The 21,791-nt window shown below is 38.5% G+C and carries 15 protein-coding genes and 4 tRNA genes; 8 read left to right on the top strand and 11 right to left on the bottom strand.

What is annotated here, in order from left to right; all coding sequences use genetic code 11:
• Positions 1–67: 67 nt before the first annotated feature.
• Positions 68–1,003: a lysophospholipid acyltransferase family protein gene (locus tag AC1M9A_RS05095; protein WP_481608706.1), complete on the top strand. Its 936-nt coding sequence runs from the start codon at positions 68–70 to the stop codon at positions 1,001–1,003.
• On the opposite strand, the gene AC1M9A_RS05100 is transcribed toward AC1M9A_RS05095, so the two are convergent.
• From AC1M9A_RS05100 to AC1M9A_RS05110, 3 genes are all read right to left on the bottom strand, one after another.
• Positions 1,000–3,489, bottom strand: coding sequence for a DNA internalization-related competence protein ComEC/Rec2 (locus tag AC1M9A_RS05100; RefSeq protein ID WP_481609780.1), 2,490 nt, complete (start codon positions 3,487–3,489; stop codon positions 1,000–1,002). The genes AC1M9A_RS05095 and AC1M9A_RS05100 overlap by 4 nt on opposite strands.
• A gap of 82 nt (positions 3,490–3,571) precedes the next feature.
• The gene (gene lolD / locus AC1M9A_RS05105) at positions 3,572–4,249 is read right to left on the bottom strand and encodes a lipoprotein-releasing ABC transporter ATP-binding protein LolD (RefSeq protein ID WP_035266856.1); all 678 of its coding nucleotides are present in this window, start codon (positions 4,247–4,249) and stop codon (positions 3,572–3,574) included.
• Positions 4,242–5,477 (bottom strand): lipoprotein-releasing ABC transporter permease subunit, encoded by a 1,236-nt coding sequence (locus AC1M9A_RS05110; RefSeq protein ID WP_092766794.1) that lies wholly within the window; start codon positions 5,475–5,477, stop codon positions 4,242–4,244. Before AC1M9A_RS05110 ends, lolD begins: the two co-directional genes overlap by 8 nt.
• A 23-nt stretch (positions 5,478–5,500) precedes the next feature.
• Here AC1M9A_RS05110 and AC1M9A_RS05115 point away from each other — a divergent pair, with 23 nt between their 5' ends.
• A complete protein-coding gene (locus AC1M9A_RS05115) occupies positions 5,501–6,076 on the top strand; it encodes a PilZ domain-containing protein (protein ID WP_481588954.1) in 576 nt (191 codons plus the stop codon).
• Between the two features lie 9 nt (positions 6,077–6,085).
• Here the strand turns inward: AC1M9A_RS05115 and AC1M9A_RS05120 are convergent, their stop codons facing one another.
• Together AC1M9A_RS05120 and AC1M9A_RS05125 are read right to left on the bottom strand one after the other, a co-directional pair.
• Entirely contained in the window at positions 6,086–6,994 is a 909-nt protein-coding gene (locus AC1M9A_RS05120) for a DMT family transporter (RefSeq protein ID WP_481588953.1), read from the bottom strand.
• Positions 6,995–7,017: 23 nt separating this feature from the next.
• On the bottom strand, positions 7,018–7,485 hold the full coding sequence (locus tag AC1M9A_RS05125) for a YaiI/YqxD family protein (protein WP_035266848.1): 468 nt from the start codon (positions 7,483–7,485) through the stop codon (positions 7,018–7,020).
• 270 nt (positions 7,486–7,755) lie between these two features.
• Between AC1M9A_RS05125 and AC1M9A_RS05130 the strand changes: the two genes are divergently transcribed.
• The 6 genes from AC1M9A_RS05130 (at position 7,756) to AC1M9A_RS05155 (ending at position 11,425) form a co-directional block, all read left to right on the top strand.
• A tRNA-Glu gene (locus AC1M9A_RS05130) sits at positions 7,756–7,831 on the top strand.
• Positions 7,832–7,939: 108 nt separating this feature from the next.
• Positions 7,940–9,352, top strand: a complete 1,413-nt coding sequence (locus tag AC1M9A_RS05135; RefSeq protein ID WP_180027912.1) for an amino acid permease — start codon at positions 7,940–7,942, stop codon at positions 9,350–9,352.
• Between the two features lie 214 nt (positions 9,353–9,566).
• A tRNA-Glu gene (locus tag AC1M9A_RS05140) sits at positions 9,567–9,642 on the top strand.
• 24 nt (positions 9,643–9,666) lie between these two features.
• Positions 9,667–9,742: transfer RNA gene (locus AC1M9A_RS05145), tRNA-Glu, on the top strand.
• 45 nt (positions 9,743–9,787) lie between these two features.
• Positions 9,788–9,863: transfer RNA gene (locus AC1M9A_RS05150), tRNA-Glu, on the top strand.
• 158 nt (positions 9,864–10,021) lie between these two features.
• Entirely contained in the window at positions 10,022–11,425 is a 1,404-nt protein-coding gene (locus AC1M9A_RS05155; RefSeq protein WP_481609781.1) for an iron-containing redox enzyme family protein, read from the top strand.
• A 59-nt stretch (positions 11,426–11,484) separates the two neighbouring features.
• Here AC1M9A_RS05155 and AC1M9A_RS05160 read toward each other — a convergent pair whose 3' ends face one another.
• From AC1M9A_RS05160 to AC1M9A_RS05185, 6 genes are all read right to left on the bottom strand, one after another.
• Positions 11,485–12,729 (bottom strand): NADH:flavin oxidoreductase/NADH oxidase family protein, encoded by a 1,245-nt coding sequence (locus tag AC1M9A_RS05160; protein ID WP_481590238.1) that lies wholly within the window; start codon positions 12,727–12,729, stop codon positions 11,485–11,487.
• 102 nt (positions 12,730–12,831) lie between these two features.
• A complete protein-coding gene (locus AC1M9A_RS05165; protein ID WP_481609782.1) occupies positions 12,832–14,409 on the bottom strand; it encodes a dipeptide ABC transporter ATP-binding protein in 1,578 nt (525 codons plus the stop codon).
• Positions 14,387–15,397: an ABC transporter permease gene (locus AC1M9A_RS05170; RefSeq protein WP_180027916.1), complete on the bottom strand. Its 1,011-nt coding sequence runs from the start codon at positions 15,395–15,397 to the stop codon at positions 14,387–14,389. Before AC1M9A_RS05170 ends, AC1M9A_RS05165 begins: the two co-directional genes overlap by 23 nt.
• Before the next feature lie 2 nt (positions 15,398–15,399).
• On the bottom strand, positions 15,400–16,470 hold the full coding sequence (locus AC1M9A_RS05175) for a microcin C ABC transporter permease YejB (protein ID WP_180027917.1): 1,071 nt from the start codon (positions 16,468–16,470) through the stop codon (positions 15,400–15,402).
• Between the two features lie 11 nt (positions 16,471–16,481).
• Positions 16,482–18,335: an extracellular solute-binding protein gene (locus tag AC1M9A_RS05180; protein ID WP_481609783.1), complete on the bottom strand. Its 1,854-nt coding sequence runs from the start codon at positions 18,333–18,335 to the stop codon at positions 16,482–16,484.
• 33 nt (positions 18,336–18,368) lie between these two features.
• Positions 18,369–21,581 (bottom strand): lytic transglycosylase, encoded by a 3,213-nt coding sequence (locus AC1M9A_RS05185; RefSeq protein ID WP_481609784.1) that lies wholly within the window; start codon positions 21,579–21,581, stop codon positions 18,369–18,371.
• Between the last annotated feature and the right edge of the window lie 210 nt (positions 21,582–21,791).

Raw genomic sequence — 21,791 nt, forward strand, 5'->3', positions numbered from 1 at the left:
AGTCAAGATTTAACATATAATAAACCCAAATCACAATATTCTATGAACTTACCAAATTTTGAATCTAATGCCTGAAACCAAAACATCGACCACAACCCGCCTGTTAAATTTCTTCAGTCGCCGTCCGATTCGTTTTTCTCGTTTTTTTGCAAAAATGCTTGCAGGGCTGATTAATACGCTAAAAATTACAAAAACTACGAATACCATCCGCCTCAATATCGACATTTGCTTACCGCATCTTTCTGATGAAGAAAAACATTTAGTGACTCGTGCAGCGGTAAGAAACGAACTTCAATCTTATATGGAATTTTTTAGTATTTGGGGAAGCTCAAACGAAACCAATATTTCACGAATACGCAATGTCACTGGTGCTGAATATTTTCATGAAGCAATGGCTGAAAAGAAAGGTATTATTTTACTCGCACCACATTTTGGTACATGGGAAGTCATGAATGCGTGGTTCGCACAATATACTAAGATGACCATCATGTATAAACCCATCAAGAATGAAGAAGCAGATCAATTTGTGCGCCAGGCTCGTAGTCGAGAACAAGCAACTTTAGTCCCTACAGATGAGAGTGGTATAAGACAAATTTTTAAAGCCCTTAAATTAGGGGGGACAACTGTGATTCTTCCAGATCACAATCCTAAACACGGTGGTGAAATGATCGATTATTTCGGCATACCACTCGAGTCCAGTAATTTAAGTGCCAAACTCATCCAAAAAACTAAAGCCAAAGGCCTTTTAGTCTATGCAATTCGCAATGAAACTGAAGATTTTGATGTATTTATTGAACCAATGGATGCTTCGATTTATGAAGGCACTCCCGCTGACGGAACGTTAGTAATTCACCGTGCAATAGAAAGCCTGATTCATCGTTATCCTGAACATGCTCATTGGAGCTATAAACGTTTCCGTGCAAATCCTGATCTACATAACATTTATCGTATCCCTGCAGAACAAGCCAGAGTAAAAATAGAGCAAGTCAGAAAAGTAAGTTAATCTATGGGGATATTCCGAGTTAACCACGCTTTTTGATCTCGATGATATCGAAATTGTACATCTCTGTTTTTATCGAAGGTCATTCGAATGCTGCCCTTCGATTGGGTATCGAGTAGCGGAATATTAAGCGCTTTTAAACGCTCTTTGACAACAGGATGGGGATGATTATAGCGGTTATCAAAACCAGCCGATGCAATGGCAATTTTAGGTTTGGTATTTTTTAAAAAGTCGTAAGATGAACTATGTCGACTGCCATGGTGTCCTAAGATTAAAATATCTACTCTAAGTTCAGGATACTGCTTTAAAATACGATACTCTGTCTCCCACCCTGCATCCCCCATAATCAGAATATGCTTAAAATCGTTAGCATAGGGTAATGTCAGATACATTACGCACGAAAGCTCATTACGATTTTGACTGACAAAATTTAATTGTGATTCAACTGGTGAAAGAAATTGTATATTGATCTTACCCAATTGTACCTGTTGATGCTGTCGACAATAATCAAATTCAACATACTGAAACCTATCATCTTTTTCATTTGAGATAACTTGATCAATTTGTATATGTTTTCCAATAGTGCGGTATGCTCCAGCATGATCTTGATCAAGATGACTGATAAAAACTTGATCTAATTTTGATATGCCACGTTGAATTAAGAAAGGGACAACTACATTTTCTCCGATACTAAATGTATTCTCATCAAAGCTCCCGCCTGTATCAACTAAAGCAGTTTTCCCTGATGACTGTAAGAGTATGGACTGCCCCTGCCCTATGTCCAAAATTTCAATGATATCGTATCCATCATCACGTTTAGGCATCAGCAATGCCACACCTAATACGGGTATCCATAATCGAGGGATTACATTCTTTGGCATAAAGAACATGAATACTGCCAAAGCGAGCAAAAACATTTGTGCTTTCGTTAACGCTACCCATTTCAATGGATTGTCTAATATTGCTCCCAGCTTAGTCAGTAGCACCAAAAGAATCGATATCAATACATCAGCCAGATGAAATAAAAATTGACCAACAAAAGGAATAAAGCTGAGACAATAGCCCAGTACTTCCAATGGCACGATCAAGGTACCAATCATTGGAACAGCAACTAAATTAGCAAATGGCGCAAATAAAGAAATCTGTTGAAATATCAGTAGAGTGAGTGGTATCAGTGCAATAAATATTTTCCATTGGGATTGCAAAAGTATTTTAAGATACATTTTTGCTTTATCTATAAAACGATGCTTATTGATTAAAGCAGTGTTTTGCTGTTCATGAACGATCGTTTGGTATACACGAATCAAAATCAAACATGCGCCGTACGAAAGCCAAAATGCAGCAGATAAAATACTAAAAGGGTCTAAATAGAGCATTAAGCTTGCACTGATAAGTAATAGTACAAAAGGCTTAATCTTAAATTTAAATAAAATAGCGATACTAATTAGACAAACTGACAATGTAGTTCTTAATGCAGGAATTTCGAGCCCTGAAAAAAAACTATAAATAATTACCCCACATACGAAAGGGATTAAAAGTAAATATGGTTTGGGAACTTTTAGAAAAATATGAGGACGAAAAATTGATACAAGATACCTCATGAACCATGATAATAAGCCAGCAAAAATTAGAACATGTGGACCTGAAATAGCCAATAAATGCGTAATGCCTAGTTTTTTAAATAATTCTTCTTGTTGCTCCGTCAATAGACTCTTATCACCTGTGAGTAACGCGACTAGCAAACCCTTATTCCTGAATACTCCCTGTTCGATATCATCCCTAAAAGCTAAACGTGCTTTTTCAATGCTCAGGCTCAATCGTGCGATAAGGCTCCGATGCACATCGGTTGAAGATAAATAACCTTCAGAATATAACACCGCTTCACTTACAGGTACGATCCAATCTACACGCATTGTTCCAGCTATATTTTGCTGCAACAACCATTTCTCTTGATCAAAGACCCCATCTACTGCATAACTATGTGCGGGTCTTAATTTTCCCGTAACTTTATAATAGCGCCCTAGTTCTAATGTCGTATCAAGTTTTGACTCTCGCAAATATAATAATAGCGTTTGAGATTGTCCTTGCTTCTTGTCGATCACTTGCGCACGCTGCTGTATTGATCGACCTTCCTGATCCATTTTCAGCTGATTAATTTTATTGATATAAACAACTATTTCTTTTTCTTCAATATATTGAACACGTTTATCTAAATAATCGTGTAAGGCTGTTTTTGCATGTTGATGCCCCAAAACAAATGTGATCAGACAAATTCCCGTTAGCACAAGCATTCTTGATGATGACTGGACAATACTTGAGGTGTGAGGATAAATGAATCGATCAGGTTGCCTTATTAATCGTAAAAAGTAACCCATGATCAAAATGATACTTGCCATACCCAGCAAGAGAGTTGAATATTCAGCTTCACCCTGAAAGCTGATCGTAGCAACACCAATGATCCAAAAGATGAGAATAAATATTAAAAACATCTAACTTTTATGTTTATTTTTCTTAAATAGATTAAAGCCCACCTAAGTGGGCTTTAACAAGACTGTTAATCCGATTTTGAGCCTATACCCACAATCCATCTTGCATATGCAAAATCTTATCAGCAGTTTGTGCGAGCTGTTCATCATGGGTCACGATGAGCATTGCCATATTAAATTCTTTACGCAGATCTGAAAGCAATTCAAAAATTGTGACGGCAGTTTTACGATCTAAATTTCCAGTAGGCTCATCTGCCATCATCAATTTAGGTTGAGCCACTAAAGCTCGTGCAAGCGCAACGCGTTGTCGCTCACCGCCAGATAACTCACCTGGTTTATGCGTTAAACGATGTGATAAACCCACTTTATTCAACAAATATTCTGCACGTTCTTTTACTTCTTTAAAATTTGCATCTTTACGTAACATCAGCGGCATTGATACATTTTCTAAAGCCGTAAACTCAGGAAGTAAATGGTGAAATTGATACACAAATCCGAGGTGTTCATTACGTAGGAAACCGCGTTCAGCTTCGCCTAAAGTGTCAAAACGCTGCCCATTAAGCATCACTACACCTTCGGACGGACGATCAAGCCCCCCTAATACATGTAACAGCGTACTCTTACCCGAACCACTTGATCCAACAATTGAAACAAATTGTCCTTGCTCAACAACTAAATCCAATCCCTTAATCACTTCAACAGTTGATTTACCATCTGTAAAATGTTTATGAATATTTTTGGCTTCTAAGACAATATTACTCATAGCGTAAAGCCTCTGCTGGTTGAACTTTGGCAGCACGCAGCGCTGGATAAATTGTTGCAAGGAAACTTAGCGCTAGTGATAAGCTAACAATCACCACCACATCTTGCCAACGTAGATACGATGGTAAATAGTTAATGAAATATGCATCGAATAAATTTAGTCCAAAAGCGGTGTTCAGCCAGCCAATAAATCCACTGATACTCGTTGCAAAGATGATACCTAGTGCTGCTCCTGCCAGTGTTCCTACAACACCAATCACCGTACCCTGTACCATAAAAATCTTAGTGATCGTTGCTGGTGAAGCACCTAAGGTTCTTAAAATAGCAATGTCGGATTTTTTATCAGTAACCACCATCACCAGTGAAGATACAATATTAAATGCTGCAACCAAGACAATCAGGAAAAGTAAAAGGCTAACCATTGCTTTTTCCATCTGAATCGCACTAAAGAGATTACCGTGCGTATAAGTCCAATTTGATGGATAGAAATTGCCTGGTAAATCCATAACAACTTCTTCAGCGACTTGTGGTGCTTTGAAGATATCATCTAGCTTCATACGGATACCTTGTGCACCATCCGGCAGTCTCAACAATGTCGAAGCATCATTTAGCGCGATGTAACCCATCATCGAGTCCACTTCCGCACCAATACTAAAAATACCGACAATTTTAAAACGTTTAAATCTTGGAACAACGCCAGCGGGTGATGGTGTCGCTTCAGGTAATACCAATGTTACATTGTCATTGAGACTTAAACCTAAAGCATCCGTCATCTGCTTGCCCAAAACAATCCCGAACTCACCTTTCTTTAATGAGTTGAGGTCGCCTTGAACCATATGATTTTGAATAATAGATACATTTTTTTCATAGTCAGGCTCAATACCCGTGACCATTATCCCTGCGACCTGTCCTTGGGCTGTTAACATCCCCTGCAACTGTGTAAAAGGTGCAACACCCGTCACATGTTCATGTTGGTCTATTTTCTTTGCAAGCTCAGGCCAGTCTGTTAGAATTTGTGTAGAGGAAACAGTCGCTTGAGGTACCATTCCCAAGACACGGTTTTTTAATTCACGATCGAAACCGTTCATTACAGATAACACAGTAATGAGAACAGCGACGCCCAAAGTCAGACCGATCATGGAAACTAAAGCAATAAAAGAAATAAAGTGATTACTTCGCCGTGCGCGAGTGTATCTCAACCCTATATACAGCGAGATCGGTTTAAACATACCATCTAGTCCGAGGTGTTTTAATGAAAAATCTTCAGCATCAAAGTGGCAATATTGAAAGACGCGTCATGTCACGTATTGATGCTGCCTTAAGAATAAATTATCAGATCATCACTAAAGATGTCGCTTTGAATGATCCCTATGATTCAAATTTTGTACTACCGCGCTATTTTCTCTTACTTGCAGAATTAGATCAATTTGATCATGCGCTTATGTACGAATTAGAACAATTAAATCAAAAAGATCAACAAATTGCTCGGATATTATCCTTATTTAATCAAAAATTAAACCTGATTACGGGCTCACTTTACGACTCTATTGTACAAACCATGTTACCAGTACCTACTCAAGTCAATTTGTCTGAAACGGGTTTTAGTTTTTATGCTGAGCAACATATCCCTGAACAAACCTATATTCATATCACATTGAGTCACCCTGAAAATGATTTTCATATCGCTGCAACTGCACAGGTTGTCTACAGCAATCAAGAAGAAAATGGGCTGTTTAGAACCGGTGCATATTTTCTAACGTTACATCCCCAAGACAAAGTAAAGTTAACAGAAGCCTTGAAGCATTTAAAAAACTCACAGAATCGCTGAGCATCCAACTTAAGGCTTTAATACTTTTTGTTTAAATTTCTGATTCGCTTCTATATCCCGATAAAAATACATAAACAATCCCAGAAGTAGGATCATTGCTCCCAGTATCATACCTAGCGTTAATTTCTCATGATTAAATGCAGCGCCTACACCAAGTGCTAGAACTGGAGTCATTACATTTGTCAGTGACAATGTCGTCGGTTGGATTTTTTTGACCAAATAGAAATAACAAAACATAGCCACTAATGAAGCCATAACAACAGAATATATGATCGCAAGTAATGACTTCATTGAAGGTAATTCAGTAGGTAAATATTTCCATATAAATGGCACAATTAAACATGCAACAAAGGTAGAAACCAGTATTGAACCTGTCGCCTGTGCCATCGGTGCTACATCAGCATTTATTTTTTTTACCCAAAAAATTGACATTGCGTATGAAAAAACGCTAAGCAACATTAAACCAATTCCAATGGGATGGATATGTTGTGATGATCCAGTAAAACTGATCACTACGAGCCCAGTAATCGCGACGATCATTCCTAACCATTGCAGCTTATGCAAATCTTGTTGAAAGATAAATTTTCCAATAAGCCCCGCCATAATTGGTGCTAATCCAAACATCAGTGCAATCATGCCAGAACTTAGATAATCAGTAGCTACATAAGTAAAAAATTGTGAACCAATCAAGCTAAATGAACCAGCAAAATAACTATGCAATGCAATTGAATTTAAAGGAAATTTTACCTTTAAAACAATGAGAAGCAATGCCGCGATAGGCAGTGCCAAGCCTAATCGAATCACCAATGCCCACATTAAATAAATATCTTCTACACTCCACACAATCGCAAGTGGAGTTGTTGCCCAGATGATGACCAATAAGGCATAAATGAGCATAAGTTTAGATTTTTCTGGCATGTGAACTCGATTGATAAGATAAATCAGGCAGTTTTTCTTTTTTGTTTTTGAATCGTTTGATCCAAAGCACTTGAAAATTCACGCTTATCTCTTTCTGAAATTGGCGGTGGTCCACCGGTTTGAACGCCAGCCCCTCTCAAAGTTTCCATGAAATCACGCAAATGTAATCGTGCCTTAATATTAGCTTCTGTCCAAATTTCACCACGTGGATGAATTGCAACGCCACCCTTTTCGATGACTTGAGCTGCTAGAGGAATATCCTGCGTCATGACAATATCATGCTCTTTCATACGTTCGATAATTTCTTTATCAGCTTGATCTGCTCCACTCATCACCTGTATTGAATTAATACGAACAGAAGGAGTTATTCCTACATTTTGATTGGCGACAAAAGTTACTTCAAGTTGATAACGATCAGAAGCTCTTAAAATGACTTCACGCAAAATTTTAGGTAATGCATCAGCATCCACCCAGAGTTTAAATGGCAACACGCCTCTTTCCTTCGTTGTCTTACCACGTCATCTTATCAAATTTTACAGATGGCTGGTTTGATATGATGAATATAAAGCGGATCGTTTTTTTATAGTGAGGACCTTCTTTCCATGTTATTTAAATACATGAAAAATCTTATTGTTGTCAGTTTAATCAAAATTAAAACTAATTGATTGTTTTTGCTTAATGTATGAACGATTAAAACTTTTTTTGATACGAAGCTTTTGACAATTGAAATGTCTATCCTTAATATACAAGCACCTCGCAACGTCCCTATCGTCTAGAGGCCTAGGACATCGCCCTTTCACGGCGGTAACCGGGGTTCGAATCCCCGTAGGGACGCCATTATCGTTTCATACGATCACTCAATATTCAAAATTACTATTATTTCATTGAAGAATTGTAGTTTTTCACTACAATAACTCGCTTCATTTGTTTCGAATTTTCAATCCTATGCACTCATCTCCGAATGATGCTTCGCATCAGGGCAATTCTGCGCCTTTACAACGCGCTATGAGTACTCGACATCTGGTTATGATTTCGCTTGGCGGCGCAATCGGAACTGGACTTTTCTTAGGTTCGGGTGAAGTCATTGCACAAACGGGGCCTGTTGGTGCCATTATTTCTTATATCCTTGGCGGGATTATCGCCTACATGGTTATGCTGTGTTTAGGTGAGCTTGCCGTTCATATGCCTGAGTCTGGTTCGTTTGGTGCTTATGCCAAAAGATATATTGGACCAGGAACAGGCTATACCATCACTTGGTTATATTGGTTAACTTGGTCGGTTACATTAGGAACTGAGTTTACAGCCGCCGCCCTCCTCATGCAGGAATGGTTCCCAGATAGTTCCATGTGGATGTGGACTATAGTCTTTGGTGTATTCGTATTTGTTTTAAATATGATTTCCACAAAATGGTTCGCAGAATCTGAATTTTGGCTGGCCTTAGTTAAAGTTATTACTGTTGTTGCATTTATTCTCTTAGGCCTACTCGCAATTTTTGGTGTAATTGGCTATCAAGGTTACGAAGCTGCGCCTTTATTTAGCAATTTAACTGCACAAGGTTGGTTCCCTGAAGGTCTATTCCCAATTTTTGCTACGATGCTTATCGTAAACTTCGCATTCTCTGGAACAGAATTAATTGGGGTTGCTGCTGGTGAAACTAAAGACCCAGCTAAAAATGTTCCTAAAGCGATTAATACAGCGATTTTTCGTCTGTTGATTTTCTTCGTAGGTACAATCATTGTAGTAACGTCACTTCTTCCACATCAAGAAGCTGGCTTAGCTGCTGAAGGTGTGAGTAGCTCTCCATTTGTGACTGTTTTCCAGCATATTGGTATTCCCTATGCAGAAGATATCATCCGTTTTGTAATTATTACCGCTTTATTATCAGCTGCTAACTCTGGTTTGTTTGCTGCGTCACGCATGATGTGGTCTTTATCTTACAAAAAGCAGCTCCCTGCAGTATTTTCTAGAGTGAATGCACGTGGTATCCCCTATGTTGCAGTGATCGTGACAATGATCGGTGGGTTACCAGGCTTATTGTCAGAACAATTCGCACCTGAGACTATTTTTACCAATTTATTAGGTATTGCTGCTTTTACAATGGTCGTTGTGTGGATGAGTATTTGTTTAAGCCAATTTAATTTCAGACGCGATTGGTATAAGCAAGGGCGCAAAAAAGAAGAGCTGGGCTTTGCTGCTCCATTATTTCCAATTGTCCCAATCTTAGGTTTTGTGTTCTGTTTTATCACATGCTTAAGTATGGTATTTGATCCAAGTATGCGTATTAGCTTTTTCGGGTGTTTAGCGTTCATTGCTGTATGCTATGCCAGTTATTACCTGTTTTATCACGATAAATCTTGATTTTGAAATAGCGACTTCGGTCGCTATTTTGTTGCTTAGACAGTTCCTATTTTTCCAATGCTTTTCTAATATTTCTTGGAGATTTGATCTAAATTTAGCCTTTAAATTCAATATTGTTTTATTTTCATACGAACACACCATTTTTTTAATTTTTTTGCTGAAATGCGTTTGACACCCCCCTATTTTCACCCTATTATACGCCCACCTCTGAAACGTCCCTATCGTCTAGAGGCCTAGGACATCGCCCTTTCACGGCGGTAACCGGGGTTCGAATCCCCGTAGGGACGCCAATTTTCAGAAGTAGATTTTATTAAGTCCCTATCGTCTAGAGGCCTAGGACATCGCCCTTTCACGGCGGTAACCGGGGTTCGAATCCCCGTAGGGACGCCATTAATTTCAATTGAAATAACATGGTTTAAAATATATTTCTGCACTGTCCCTATCGTCTAGAGGCCTAGGACATCGCCCTTTCACGGCGGTAACCGGGGTTCGAATCCCCGTAGGGACGCCATATTCGAGATGATACATCTCATAAAAAAGCCCAAGCATTTAAGACTTGGGCTTTTTTTTTATAACTTAGTCACCCTAAAAATCGAACACAAAATAAACAACATTATCATCTTTGCAGGTTATGGTGGTTTAAACCCTTAATAACGCTTGGAGAAGATGATGTTGGACAACACCGTACTTAATCCCCTAGCATCCCCATCACAATTAAATACAATTAGTCCTAAAACAAATAAAGACTGGGTTGAGTTTTTTTTAGACCCTAAAGTGAATCGTGAATGTAAAACAGAATATGCCGAAAGCTATGTTCTTTCACTATTCGATCAACTCAATACGACTCATTTATCGTGGATTGATCAGGTAGACCAAGTTAGGCAACATATACAACACGAACATGATCAAACTTGTTCTAAATTTCAAAGTTATCTAGATCAACGAAAATCAGGCCTTGGGCGTGACTACTTTCCAACCATCTCTCATGCTTTAGAGTTTTTATATAAAGTTGCTCCAGTTAAATATGCAGATGGCTCATGGCTATATTCATCTCTTACGCACCCCTCTTTGTTTGAGAACAAAGATCTAAGCTATATCTACTTAGAAGAACTTGGCTTGGGAGATGCTAAAGCAAATCATGTTTGCATGTATCAAAGCTTACTACGACATTTCGAGCTTGAACCGTACATTAATTATTTAGATGATATTTATTTTGAACAAGCCGCTGTTCAACTTGCTCTCGCATATATATCACATGATTTATTTCCACTGGTAATTGGATTTAACTTGGGTTATGAACAATTACCACTACACCTGTTAATCACCAATTATGAGTTAGCAGAACTTGGAATTGATCCTCATTATTTTAATATTCATATTACAATTGATAATGCACACAATGGACATGCTGAAAAATCAATACAGGCATTTATTGATCATTATCATCAAGCTCAAGATAAATCAAAATATCTTGAACTGGTGAAAATGGGTTTCCAAATGAATGATCTTGGCTTGAGCTCAACAAATATCATCCGAGAAATTGATCTGACTCAAAGCGTTTATCAACTTCTGCAAAGAAAAGCAGTTGTCGGTCAACATATCCATAACCAAAAATGTCAATTTAATGGCAGATCAATTAACGAATGGCTCGCTCAACCTGAATTAATATCTGAATTTATTCAAATCTTAATTGATAAACAATGGATTATTAAAAACAGGCCTGTCGAAGAAAGTCGTTTTTGGAAACTTATTCACGATAGTGATGGCAAAATGTTTGGTGTGTTTAATGCAACTGAGAAAATGCTGATCAAAGACTGGATTCAAGGGGAATCATTAACTGTTCGTTTAAAAAGAATGCCTGTAACAGGAGATCAAAACTGGCTATCAAAATACAATAATCAACATGAACTTGAACAGATCAAACATCAATGTCATTCATTAGATGATACAAACGATAAACTCGCATTATTAATTCCATATCTATCACCTTACTATCATCCACGAGCGATCGGATTATGGGCAACCCAAGAAGTCTCTAAGTTACTTTTCCCTTTTCAAACACTTGCGCTTTAGTTTTAACTCGCCGCATAAAATAAGGAGCCATAAAGGCTCCTTATATGTATTGATTTATACTATGCAGATTTTCTTGAATTAACTTTGCCCTGAATGATAGCCTTCACATTTCCTTTTGCATAATTCAGAAAAACTTTTAAAGGTGAAAGTTTTGGATTAGGTTGATTACCCTCACCAATCGCTTTGAATTGTGCCGCATACCAAATAATTTCCATAATTGCCATTTTATCAATAAATGGAATCCCTGTTTTAATTGGTTTTACTGCATATCTAACATCGTGTCCTGCAATCAAACGATCAGTTAAATCCGTTTCTACAGCGAGCGGGCGTGCAATTCCAATAAAGTCACATGCACCACTTTCTAAAGCATCATTCATCCCTTTAACGGTTCTGAATCCACCTGTAACCATCAGTTTGCATTTTACTTCTTGACGTATTTTCTCTGCGAAATCTAAAAAGTAAGCCTCACGTGCAATGGTACTTGCTTTACGCTGTTCAGCTTTAGCACCTGCCATTGCGGGCGCTTCATACGTACCGCCTGAAATTTCAATTAAATCGATTCCTGCATCATCAATAGCTTTAAATACTTGAATCACTTCTTCTTCAGTAATTCCACCTCGTTGAAAATCTGCGGAATTCAATTTCACTGAAACGATAAAATTCTCGGATGTTGCAGCTCGAACAGCTTTATAAATTTCTAATAAGAAACGCATACGATTTTCAATGCTGCCACCCCATTGATCATTACGCTTATTGGTCAGTGGCGATAGAAATTCACTGATTAAATATCCATGAGCACCGTGTAATTGAACACCTTCAAAGCCCGCTTTTTCGCAAATCGCTGCAGAGGTTGCAAACCTTTGGATTAGATCTAGGATTTCCTCATGCTCGAGAGCCCGTGGAGTAGCAAAGGTAGTAGCCAACATAGCACTAAATGGAACAGCAGACGGTGCAACAGTTTCTTTATTTAAGCCTTTAGGACACTGTCTGCCCGGATGAGACAATTGAACAAGCTGGACCATACCATAACGTTTACCTAGGTCAGCCCATGCCTTTAATTTAGGTAAATCTCGCTCATTTTCGACCACGACGACACCAGGCTCATTCTTCGCACGTAGATCAACCATCACATTTCCTGTGATTGAACACCCTAAACCTCCTCTTGCCCAAGCTTCATACAAGCCTGTGTGCAAATGATTTGGTTCACCAGCAGCATTCGCTAGAGCTTCACTCATTGCGCCTTTAATAATGCGATTTTTGAAAGTTGTATTGCGAATTTGAATCGGCTCAGCAATTTTACTCATCTTGAAGTTCTCAATTTTGTGCTTATCTAAACCTAAAACCAATTAGGCGTGACTTCCCTGAATTTCAGTCTAGAATTGACAATCCTTCTTGTCAAATAACTTTTATAAACTACTTTGTATAAGATGTTGCGTATAAGCATGAATCGGTGCACGGAATAAACGTTCTGTCTCTTGAATTTCTAAAACTTTTGCATCTTTCATCACCATAACTCGATGGCATAACGCTTTCACAATTTTCAGATCATGACTAATAAAGATGTAACTGATCCCTGTTCTCTGCTGTATATCTTGAAGTAATTTCACCAATTTTATTTGTGTATTGCGATCTAATGCAGACGTTGGCTCATCTAGAATGAGTAATTGAGGTTTCAGAATCAGTGCTCTGGCCAGCGATACTCTTTGTCGCTGTCCACCCGACATTTGATGAGGATAACGATCAAGAAATTCTTTTGTGAGATTAACCTCTTCAAGGGCTTGAATCGCGAGATTTAATTTTTCACTCTTTCTCAATTTTTTTAATCTTAACCCTTCAGTTAATAATGACAAAACATCCATTCTTGGATTGAGACTCGAAAAAGGATCTTGAAAAACGATTTGAAAATCTTTTCGATGCGCTCTTAATTTCTTGTCAGACAACTGATTGAGATTGATACGATTTAATTCAATGGTACCTGTTGACTCTATGAGTCGTGCAAGCGCGAGTGCAGCACTGGTTTTTCCAGACCCACTTTCACCTACAATACCAAGCGACTCTCCTTGTTTAAGCTGGAAACTTAAATCTTCCACCGCTATAAATTGAGTTTTAAATACATTCAGAAAATTCAGCTTAGGTGGATACCGCACTCGAAGATGTTCAGTATTTAAAAGTTCTTTGGCCTGTTCACTGATAGCTGAAATCGAATCAAACTGCTGATTAAGGAGCAGTCGAGTATATTCATGGCGAGGCTGCAGGAATATTTGAGAGACATCACCCTGTTCAACTGTGACACCTTTAGACAAAACCAATACCTGATCAGCATATTGTTGCACCAACCTTAAATCATGACTAACCAAAACTAAGGCCATATTTTTTTGATGCGCTTGGTCTTTAATTAAATTTAAAATTTGTTTCTGTAGTGATACATCAAGGGCTGTTGTTGGTTCATCTGCAATTAAAATTTCAGGTTCTGAAATCAGAGCTGTTGCGATCATCACCCTTTGACGCTGTCCACCAGACAACTGATGTGGATATCGCTTGAGGATGTCTGATGAATTCCCCAACCCTACATCACAAAGCACTTCTTCTATTTTTTTTCGAATGGTTTTTTTCTTAAGCCCCATCAGCCATAAAGGTTCTGAAATAATTTTTTCAACGGTATGTAATGGATTAAGTGCCGTCATTGGCTCTTGAAATATCATCGCGATCTTATTGCCACGTGTTAAGCGCAACTGATCTTCGTGTTTTAGACGCAGATCTTCATTTTGAAATATGATTTCACCACTTAAGTCTAGAGCGCGATCTTGAAGACCTAGAAGACTTAGACAAGCTAGAGATTTTCCTGAACCACTTTCACCAACAATCGCTACTGTCTCACCCGCATTTAGCTTAAAAGACAAATCAGTTAAGATTTTTTGTTCATTCAACTGAATATTGAGCTTGTTGACTTCAAGTATTGGTTTAGCCTCTTGGATCAAATGCATCTCGAGCTGCCTCTCCAATATAAATAAGAATAGATAACAAAACTGCTAGACTAAAAAATCCAGATAAAACCAACCACGGTGCTGATAGATTATTCTTACCCTGTAATAAAATTTCACCAATTGAAGCTGTATCAGGTGGCAAACCATAGCCCAGAAAATCCAAAGCTGTAAGTGCGGTAATATTAGCGGTAAGAATGAAAGGAAGCTGTGAGAGTGACGAACTTATAGCATTGGGTAAAATATGTTTGATAATAATTTGACTATCTGTAGCACCGAGTGATCTCGCAGCTCGCACATAGTCCAAATTTCTGGCTTTCAGAAACTCTGCACGAACAAGACCAACTAACGCAGTCCAACCAAACATCAGCATAATTAAAAACAGCCAATATACGCTTGGTGTAAACATGCTCACTAAGATCATCACAATAAATAACATTGGTAGACCACCCCACACCTCTAACAGCCTTTGACCGATCAGATCCAACCAACCGCCAAAGTAGCCTTGGATAGCACCAATGGTAATTCCTATGAATGCAGATCCAATAGTAAGTGCAATGCCGAACAGCAAAGAGATACGAATACCATATATTAATCTTGCCAAGACATCACGACCTTGATCATCTGTGCCTAACCAATTCACGGAGGTCGGTGGAGATGGTACAGCTTCTGCCAATTCATAATTAGGTGTTTGATATGAAAATGGGATGATAGGCCAAATCTGCCATCCATGCTCATTAATCAATTCTTGAACAGCTGGATCTTTATAATCAGCCTCAGTCTCAAAGACACCACCGAATGTTGTTTCAGGATAAGGCTTAAAAATTGGGAAATAAATTTCTTCTTTATAATAAATAAGTATAGGTTTTTCGTTGGCAATAAACTCTGCCCCCAAGGATAAAATAAAGATCGCGATAAATAAAATGAAGCTGAAGAATCCGAGTCGATGTGACTTAAATTTTGAAATTCGTTGATCGAAAAGTGGAGACATTATTATGCTCCTCGACGATCAAAATTGATTCTTGGATCAATCAATTGATATAGAACATCACTGAGTAATCTCAAAATTAGACCGACCAACGTAAAGATAAACAATGTTCCAAAAATCACGGGATAATCACGCTGCTGAATTGCCTCAAATCCGAGCAATCCCAAACCATCAAGATTAAATATAATTTCTACAAATAGATTGCCAACAAAAAAAATTCCGATCAGTGCTTCAGGTAATCCTGCAATAACGATTAACATGGCGTTACGGAAAACATGATTGTATAAAACGCGTTGCTCGGTCAGACCTTTAGCACGAGCTGCCGTCACATATTGTTTATTTAATTCTTCCATAAAAGAGTATTTTGTTAGATATGTGAGGGTCGCAAATCCACCTAATATAATAGTAAGGACAGGCAATGTAAGATGCCAAAAATAATCTCTAACTTTATCAATAAAACTGAGTTCTGCAAAATTCTCAGAGACCAATCCTTGTAATGGGAACCATTGTAAATACGATCCCCCCGAAAAAATCATAATAAGTAGAATAGCAAATACAAAAGTTGGCACTGCATAACCTACCGCCAATATTAAGGAGGTCGTTTGATCAAACAGACTGCCATGTCTTTTCGCTTTGCAGATCCCTAGAGGAATGGCGATACTGTAGATCAGTAAGGTACTCCATAATCCAAGGGAGATCGTGACTGGCATTTTTTCCAAAATTAATGTTGTTACTGATTTATTTTTAAAAAAGCTCGTTCCAAAATCCAGTTGAAAATATCCTTTGAGCATTTGAAAAAAGCGCTCATGCACAGGGCGGTCAAATCCATATTGCGCTTTGATCTGCTCGACCATTTCAGGACTGAGTCCTCGCGTACCCTGATAATGACTCTGAAACTCATTAATTTGAGATGCCGAACCAGACACAACACCAATGCCTTGAAACTGCTCAGCTCTCTGTATTGCCTGTTCAACAGGTCCACCAGGAGCAATTTGAACGACGGCAAAATTGATCAGCAGTATCAAAAATAAGGTGGGAATGATCAGCAAAAGTCTTTTAAGTATATAAAGACCCATAAATTTAACCTTTAACGTGAGCCTTTACTTCGACCAAGATAAGCAGACACTTTGCGAGCTTGCTGTTGATCTACCCACCAATAATCTTCACCAACAGCGAGTTTGGGTTTAATCTGTGGCTGTTTATACATATTCCAATACGCATACCATTCACGATCATTTCCATAAGTAAGTATCTGATAATATCCAGCACGTAATAAACGATCCAAGACACGTGTATTTAATATTAATTTTTCACGATTAGGTGCATGGATAATACGTTGTATAATTTCATCTATAACGCTATTTTTCACACCAGAAAAATTATAATTTCCCTCTTCATTTGCAGCATGACTACTCCAAAATTGCGCTTGCTCATTCCCAGGATTTAGTGACTGAGGCATCACCATCGTGGTTAAATCAAAATCATATTGACGCATCCGCTGTAAATATTGAGGCATATCGACTTGCCGAATCGAAACTTGAATACCCAATTTTTTTAAATTTCGAATATAAGGCATGAGCGTCCGTTGTAAGCCCTCTTGATGAAGAAGCAATTCTAATTGAATTGGTTTTCCATCACGCGCATGCAAACTACCATTTTTAAATGAATACCCCTGCTCAATTAAAATTTTCCGAGCAGTGAGTAAGCCTTTACGATTGTAACCTGTACCATCAGTGACGGGATATTTCCACGCTTTTAATACCCCTTCTCGTTGTAAAGGATGTAACCGAGATAAATAAGGTTTTAATATTGTTAATTCTTTTTGACTTGGTACTGACTTTGCTTCGAGCTCACTAAACTGAAAATGACTTTGTAAACGTTGATATTGTTGATAAAACAATGCTTTATTTTGCCATTCAAAGTCATAAGCATAGGTCATTGCTTGTCTAAAATAGATATCGTTTAGGGGTTTTTTTCGTGTGTTTAAAACGATACTTTGTGTCGGAGCAGGGTTTTGTAAAGCTACACTATATTTTTTAACCAATCCTGAGTTAAATGCTGGAAAGTTGTATTCCGTCTTCCATTTACGAGCAAATTTCTCTTGGTGAAATGTATATTGTCCAGCTTTAAATCCTTCAAATGCAATGTCCGAACTACGGTAATAAACATATTTAATTTGATCAAAATTATAACGACCGCGATTTACAAGTAAATCCTTAGCCCAATAATGGGGATTACGCTGATAGGTAATACTACGACCAGCATCAAGATTTTTAATTGTATATGGCCCTGATCCTAAAATGGGTTTGAGTGTTGCTCGACTAAAATCTTTAGATTGCCAATCTTTTTTAGAAAAAATTGGCATCTGTGAAAGTATTGCTGGCATTTCAGTATTTCTTTCTGATTTAAATACCATTTTTACGGCATGTTTAGACAGAACCTGAATTTTATCTAAATCAGACAAATACATCTGTAAACCGGGATTGGTTTTGGTTAAATACATTTCAAACGTGAATTTAACATCCTCAGCCAGTACAGGAGATCCATCACTAAATCGAGCACGTGGATTTAAATAAAAAATCACAAATTTTGTTCGGGTTGGATCAAACTGAATTTTCTCAGCCAAAAGTGGATAAAACACATTTGGTTCATCTAATGACTTGGAAAATAGCGTATCGAACAAGTAATTTGTACCTTCAACCCAACTTCCTTGCCCATTCATACCGTTTAGATTATCAAATGTCCCATCAGCCGCTTTTACCAACTTTCCACCCTTTGGTGCGTCTGGGTTGGCATATGGCATCGCATCTAAATTCAGATATTTCGGTTTTGACTGTAAAGCAATATAAGACGTCGTTTGAAGATTTGCCCATGCACTGATATGAATGGGCAAGAAGAGGAAAATAAACTTTGCTTTTGACAAAGTTGATGAAATGCGCATCTCGATATGAAATTCCTGATTGCTTAAGCAGACTTAAGAATGTGGAACTTTAATCGTAGCACCAATCTGTAAAGGTGTGTTTGGTTTCAAACCATTCATTTCTGCAAGCTGATCAATGTCTATACCAAATCGATTCGCAATTCTGTACAGGGAATCACCACTACGGACTTTATAATCTGTGACCACTTTAGGAACTTGAATAATTTGGCCTCTTTGCAATCCAGCACGTAGGTTTAACTTATTGAGATCTGCAAGTTCTTTTGCAGTCATGTCAAATCGTGTAGCAATAACATGAAGAGACTCGCCTGATTTGACAGCATAATCCTCTGTATCACGCGATTTTGATTGACGGACTGGTGTTTTTTCTGTACTTGCAGCCGTCTTTTCAACATCGCCACTTACTTTTAATTTTTGACCAATTTGAAGGACTGATCTCGCATTTAGATCATTCTGCGTAAGTAATGATTGAAGCGGCATATCATATTGTCGCGCAATACTTGCTAAGGTCTCTCCACTCTTCACAGTGTGAAACTCCACTTTCTCAGCAACCGAATTATTTCGTGTCGAACTCTGCTTAGTGGAAGCTTTATTTTCATCTTCTTTCAAATTCAGCTTTTGCCCAACTTGTAATCCAGCATTCGTTCGCAAGCCATTCATTTCTGCTAACTGTGCAACAGAAAGATTATATTTGCTTGCAATGGCATTCAGGCTATCGCCTGATTGAACAACATATTGCTCTGGTACTTTAGATCCCGTTGGTACTTTAATGGTTTGACCAACCATCAATCCTTTTTCAATATCCAAATTATTCAGTGTCGCCAACTCAACAACTGTTAACTTATTCGCATTTGCAATGTTGTACAACGTATCTCCTCGTTGTACGCGGTAAGTTTCAGTCTGAATTTCAGGTACAGTTTTAGCATTACTCGCGCGAGTCGTTGATGAAGCTGTAGCAGATTGCACTTCTTCTAAAGGAACATTAATTTTTTGCCCCACGTACAGGTTACTGTCAGCTTTTAGTCCTGAGCTTAATGACGCTAACTCTTGAGTCGAAAGTCCGTATCGATCAGCGATTAACTTTAAGTATTCGCCACGTTTAACCGAATAAGATTTCGTTTGAACCTTTGTTGCAGCTTGTTCAGTTTTGCTTGATTTAGATGCTTGAGACTGGATTAGATTTAACTTCTGCCCAACCAGTAAATTACTATTGATAGTTAGACCATTCAATTCAGCCAATTGTTGGACACTCAAATCAAACTGGTTTGCAACACTAGTCAGACTATCATTTGCTTTTACAATATAACTTGTTGGCTTTATATCCGTTTTCTGAGCAGATGTCACTGGCTTAGCATCGTAGAGATATAGGGTCGCACCTACATATAAGGTTGCATTTGGATCTACTTGGTTCCATTTTGCAATATCTCTCCAACTTACGCCATTTTTCATTGCAATAATTGCCAGCGTGTCACCAGGGAGTACCGTATACGTACTACGCTTACCCTTAGGTGGTTCTACAACCACTTCACTTTCAGTTTTCTTAAATGCCTTACCTTGATTAAGCTGGGCTTCCTCAGAAGTAGGCAATGTACTTTCTGCTACAGATTTAGGATAAGCAAAGCCAACTTTAACTTCTGAACCTTGTCCTGCTGCCACAGACTGACTTGTCTGAATCGCAGTTAATTTAATCTTGCCATCTAAAGGATCGACGATCTCAGTACCTTGAGGTGCAATGGCACTAATCTCTCTAACGACTTCCGCTTTTTCTGCTTCAGTGGCCTGTGGCTCAATGACCGAGGCAATAATTTGATCAGAACTCGTAGTTGTTGTGGTTTTTTCAGGTGCAATTGAAGCTAAGATTTTGGCTTTTTCTTCAGCAGTGATTTCGGGTTCGACACGTACAGGTTTAACATTTTGCGCCGGTGTAACAGCAACAGGTATACGAGGTGCGCTTGGCACCACTGCCGAAGCAGCAAAAGCTGCCAATGCATCAGAACCAGAAGGAGTCCTACCCTTCGAAGTTGAAATTGTTGTAGATACTGAAGGTGTTTGAGTATTATTAACTGGCTTCGCTGTTTGAGTTGCCAATACGGAAGCATTTGAAGCTTTTGGTGTATTTACTGTCGTTGTAATTGTCGTTGCTGGCGTAGATGTAGAAACAGGGCTTGAAGCGCTCGCCCATAGACCTGTACTGCTTGGTTTAAGTGCTTTCAATTTACGATCAATATTTGGATTTAAATCTGCTGGAATTAAAATTCGCTGTGGACTTTGAGGATCAATAATATCACCACGATGCCCTGGATTCAGTTGATAAAGTTCTGCACGACTTAAGCCTGTCAGAGAAGCAATTTCGTTTAAACTCGCACCTGCTGGAACTGGAACTTCTCTAAAGTGAGGACGATTCGCAATTGGTGGTAATCTTACGCCATACTTTTCAGGGGATTTGATAATCTGTGCAACCGCAAGGAAACGAGGTACATAGTTCATTGTTTCTTGAGGTAAACGTAATGACCAATAATCTGTAGGCAAGCCAGCAGCCTTATTACGGTTAATCGCTTGTTGAATACGTCCAGGACCAGCGTTATAAGCCGCTAAAGCTAATTCCCATGAACCGAATTGGTTATATAAACTTCCTAAAAACTCGTAGGCTGCACGTGTAGACTCAACTACATCACGGCGTCCATCATACAAATTGGTCTGTCTTAATCCATAAATACGACCTGTACTTGGGATAAATTGCCACATCCCTGCAGCTGCCGCTGAACTCGTTGCAGCAGGATCATAGGAACTCTCAATAACGGGAAGTAAAGCAAGTTCAGTAGGTAATCCACGGCGCTCTGCTTCCTTTACAGTATGATAAAGATAACGAGAAGCTCGAGCGGATAAACGATCCAGATAAGGCTGACGCGTAATAAACCAACTTCTTTGAGCATCAATCCGTGGATCCCACTTTGTTTCATCCATTTTAAAACCAACGGTCATACGTTTCCAAACATCGCCGTGCTTTAAAATAAGTAAACGATCACCTTCAACTGCACGCATATCAGTTGCAGATAAAAGATCTTCAAGTGAATCTAAACTACTGGCATCTAACATGCCGAGTTGATTCGACTTTTGCGTCTTTGCGGAAGTGGGACTCGCTGTACAGCCAGTCATTACGCCTAATCCGGTTACTGCGGAAGTAATTACTGAAATTTTAAATAAAAAAGTTGCAGATGGCTGCCACACTGCGGTGGTTGTTTTAGACATACAAATTCCGAAAGACGCATAGTAAATTTATTGTATATAAGCCATTTTAGAGGAGCTCGTTGTTCAGGCAAGTCTCTTCTTGATGAGTAATTGCTTATAAATGTTACAAGACATTAAAAAATATCCAGTTATCGCACTGATGTTTCGCATTTACGTATACAATAAAATTTCCGAACTTGATGTTCAACACTTTATTCGATTGATTGGTTC

This window comes from Acinetobacter sp. ANC_7634 (assembly GCF_056779875.1).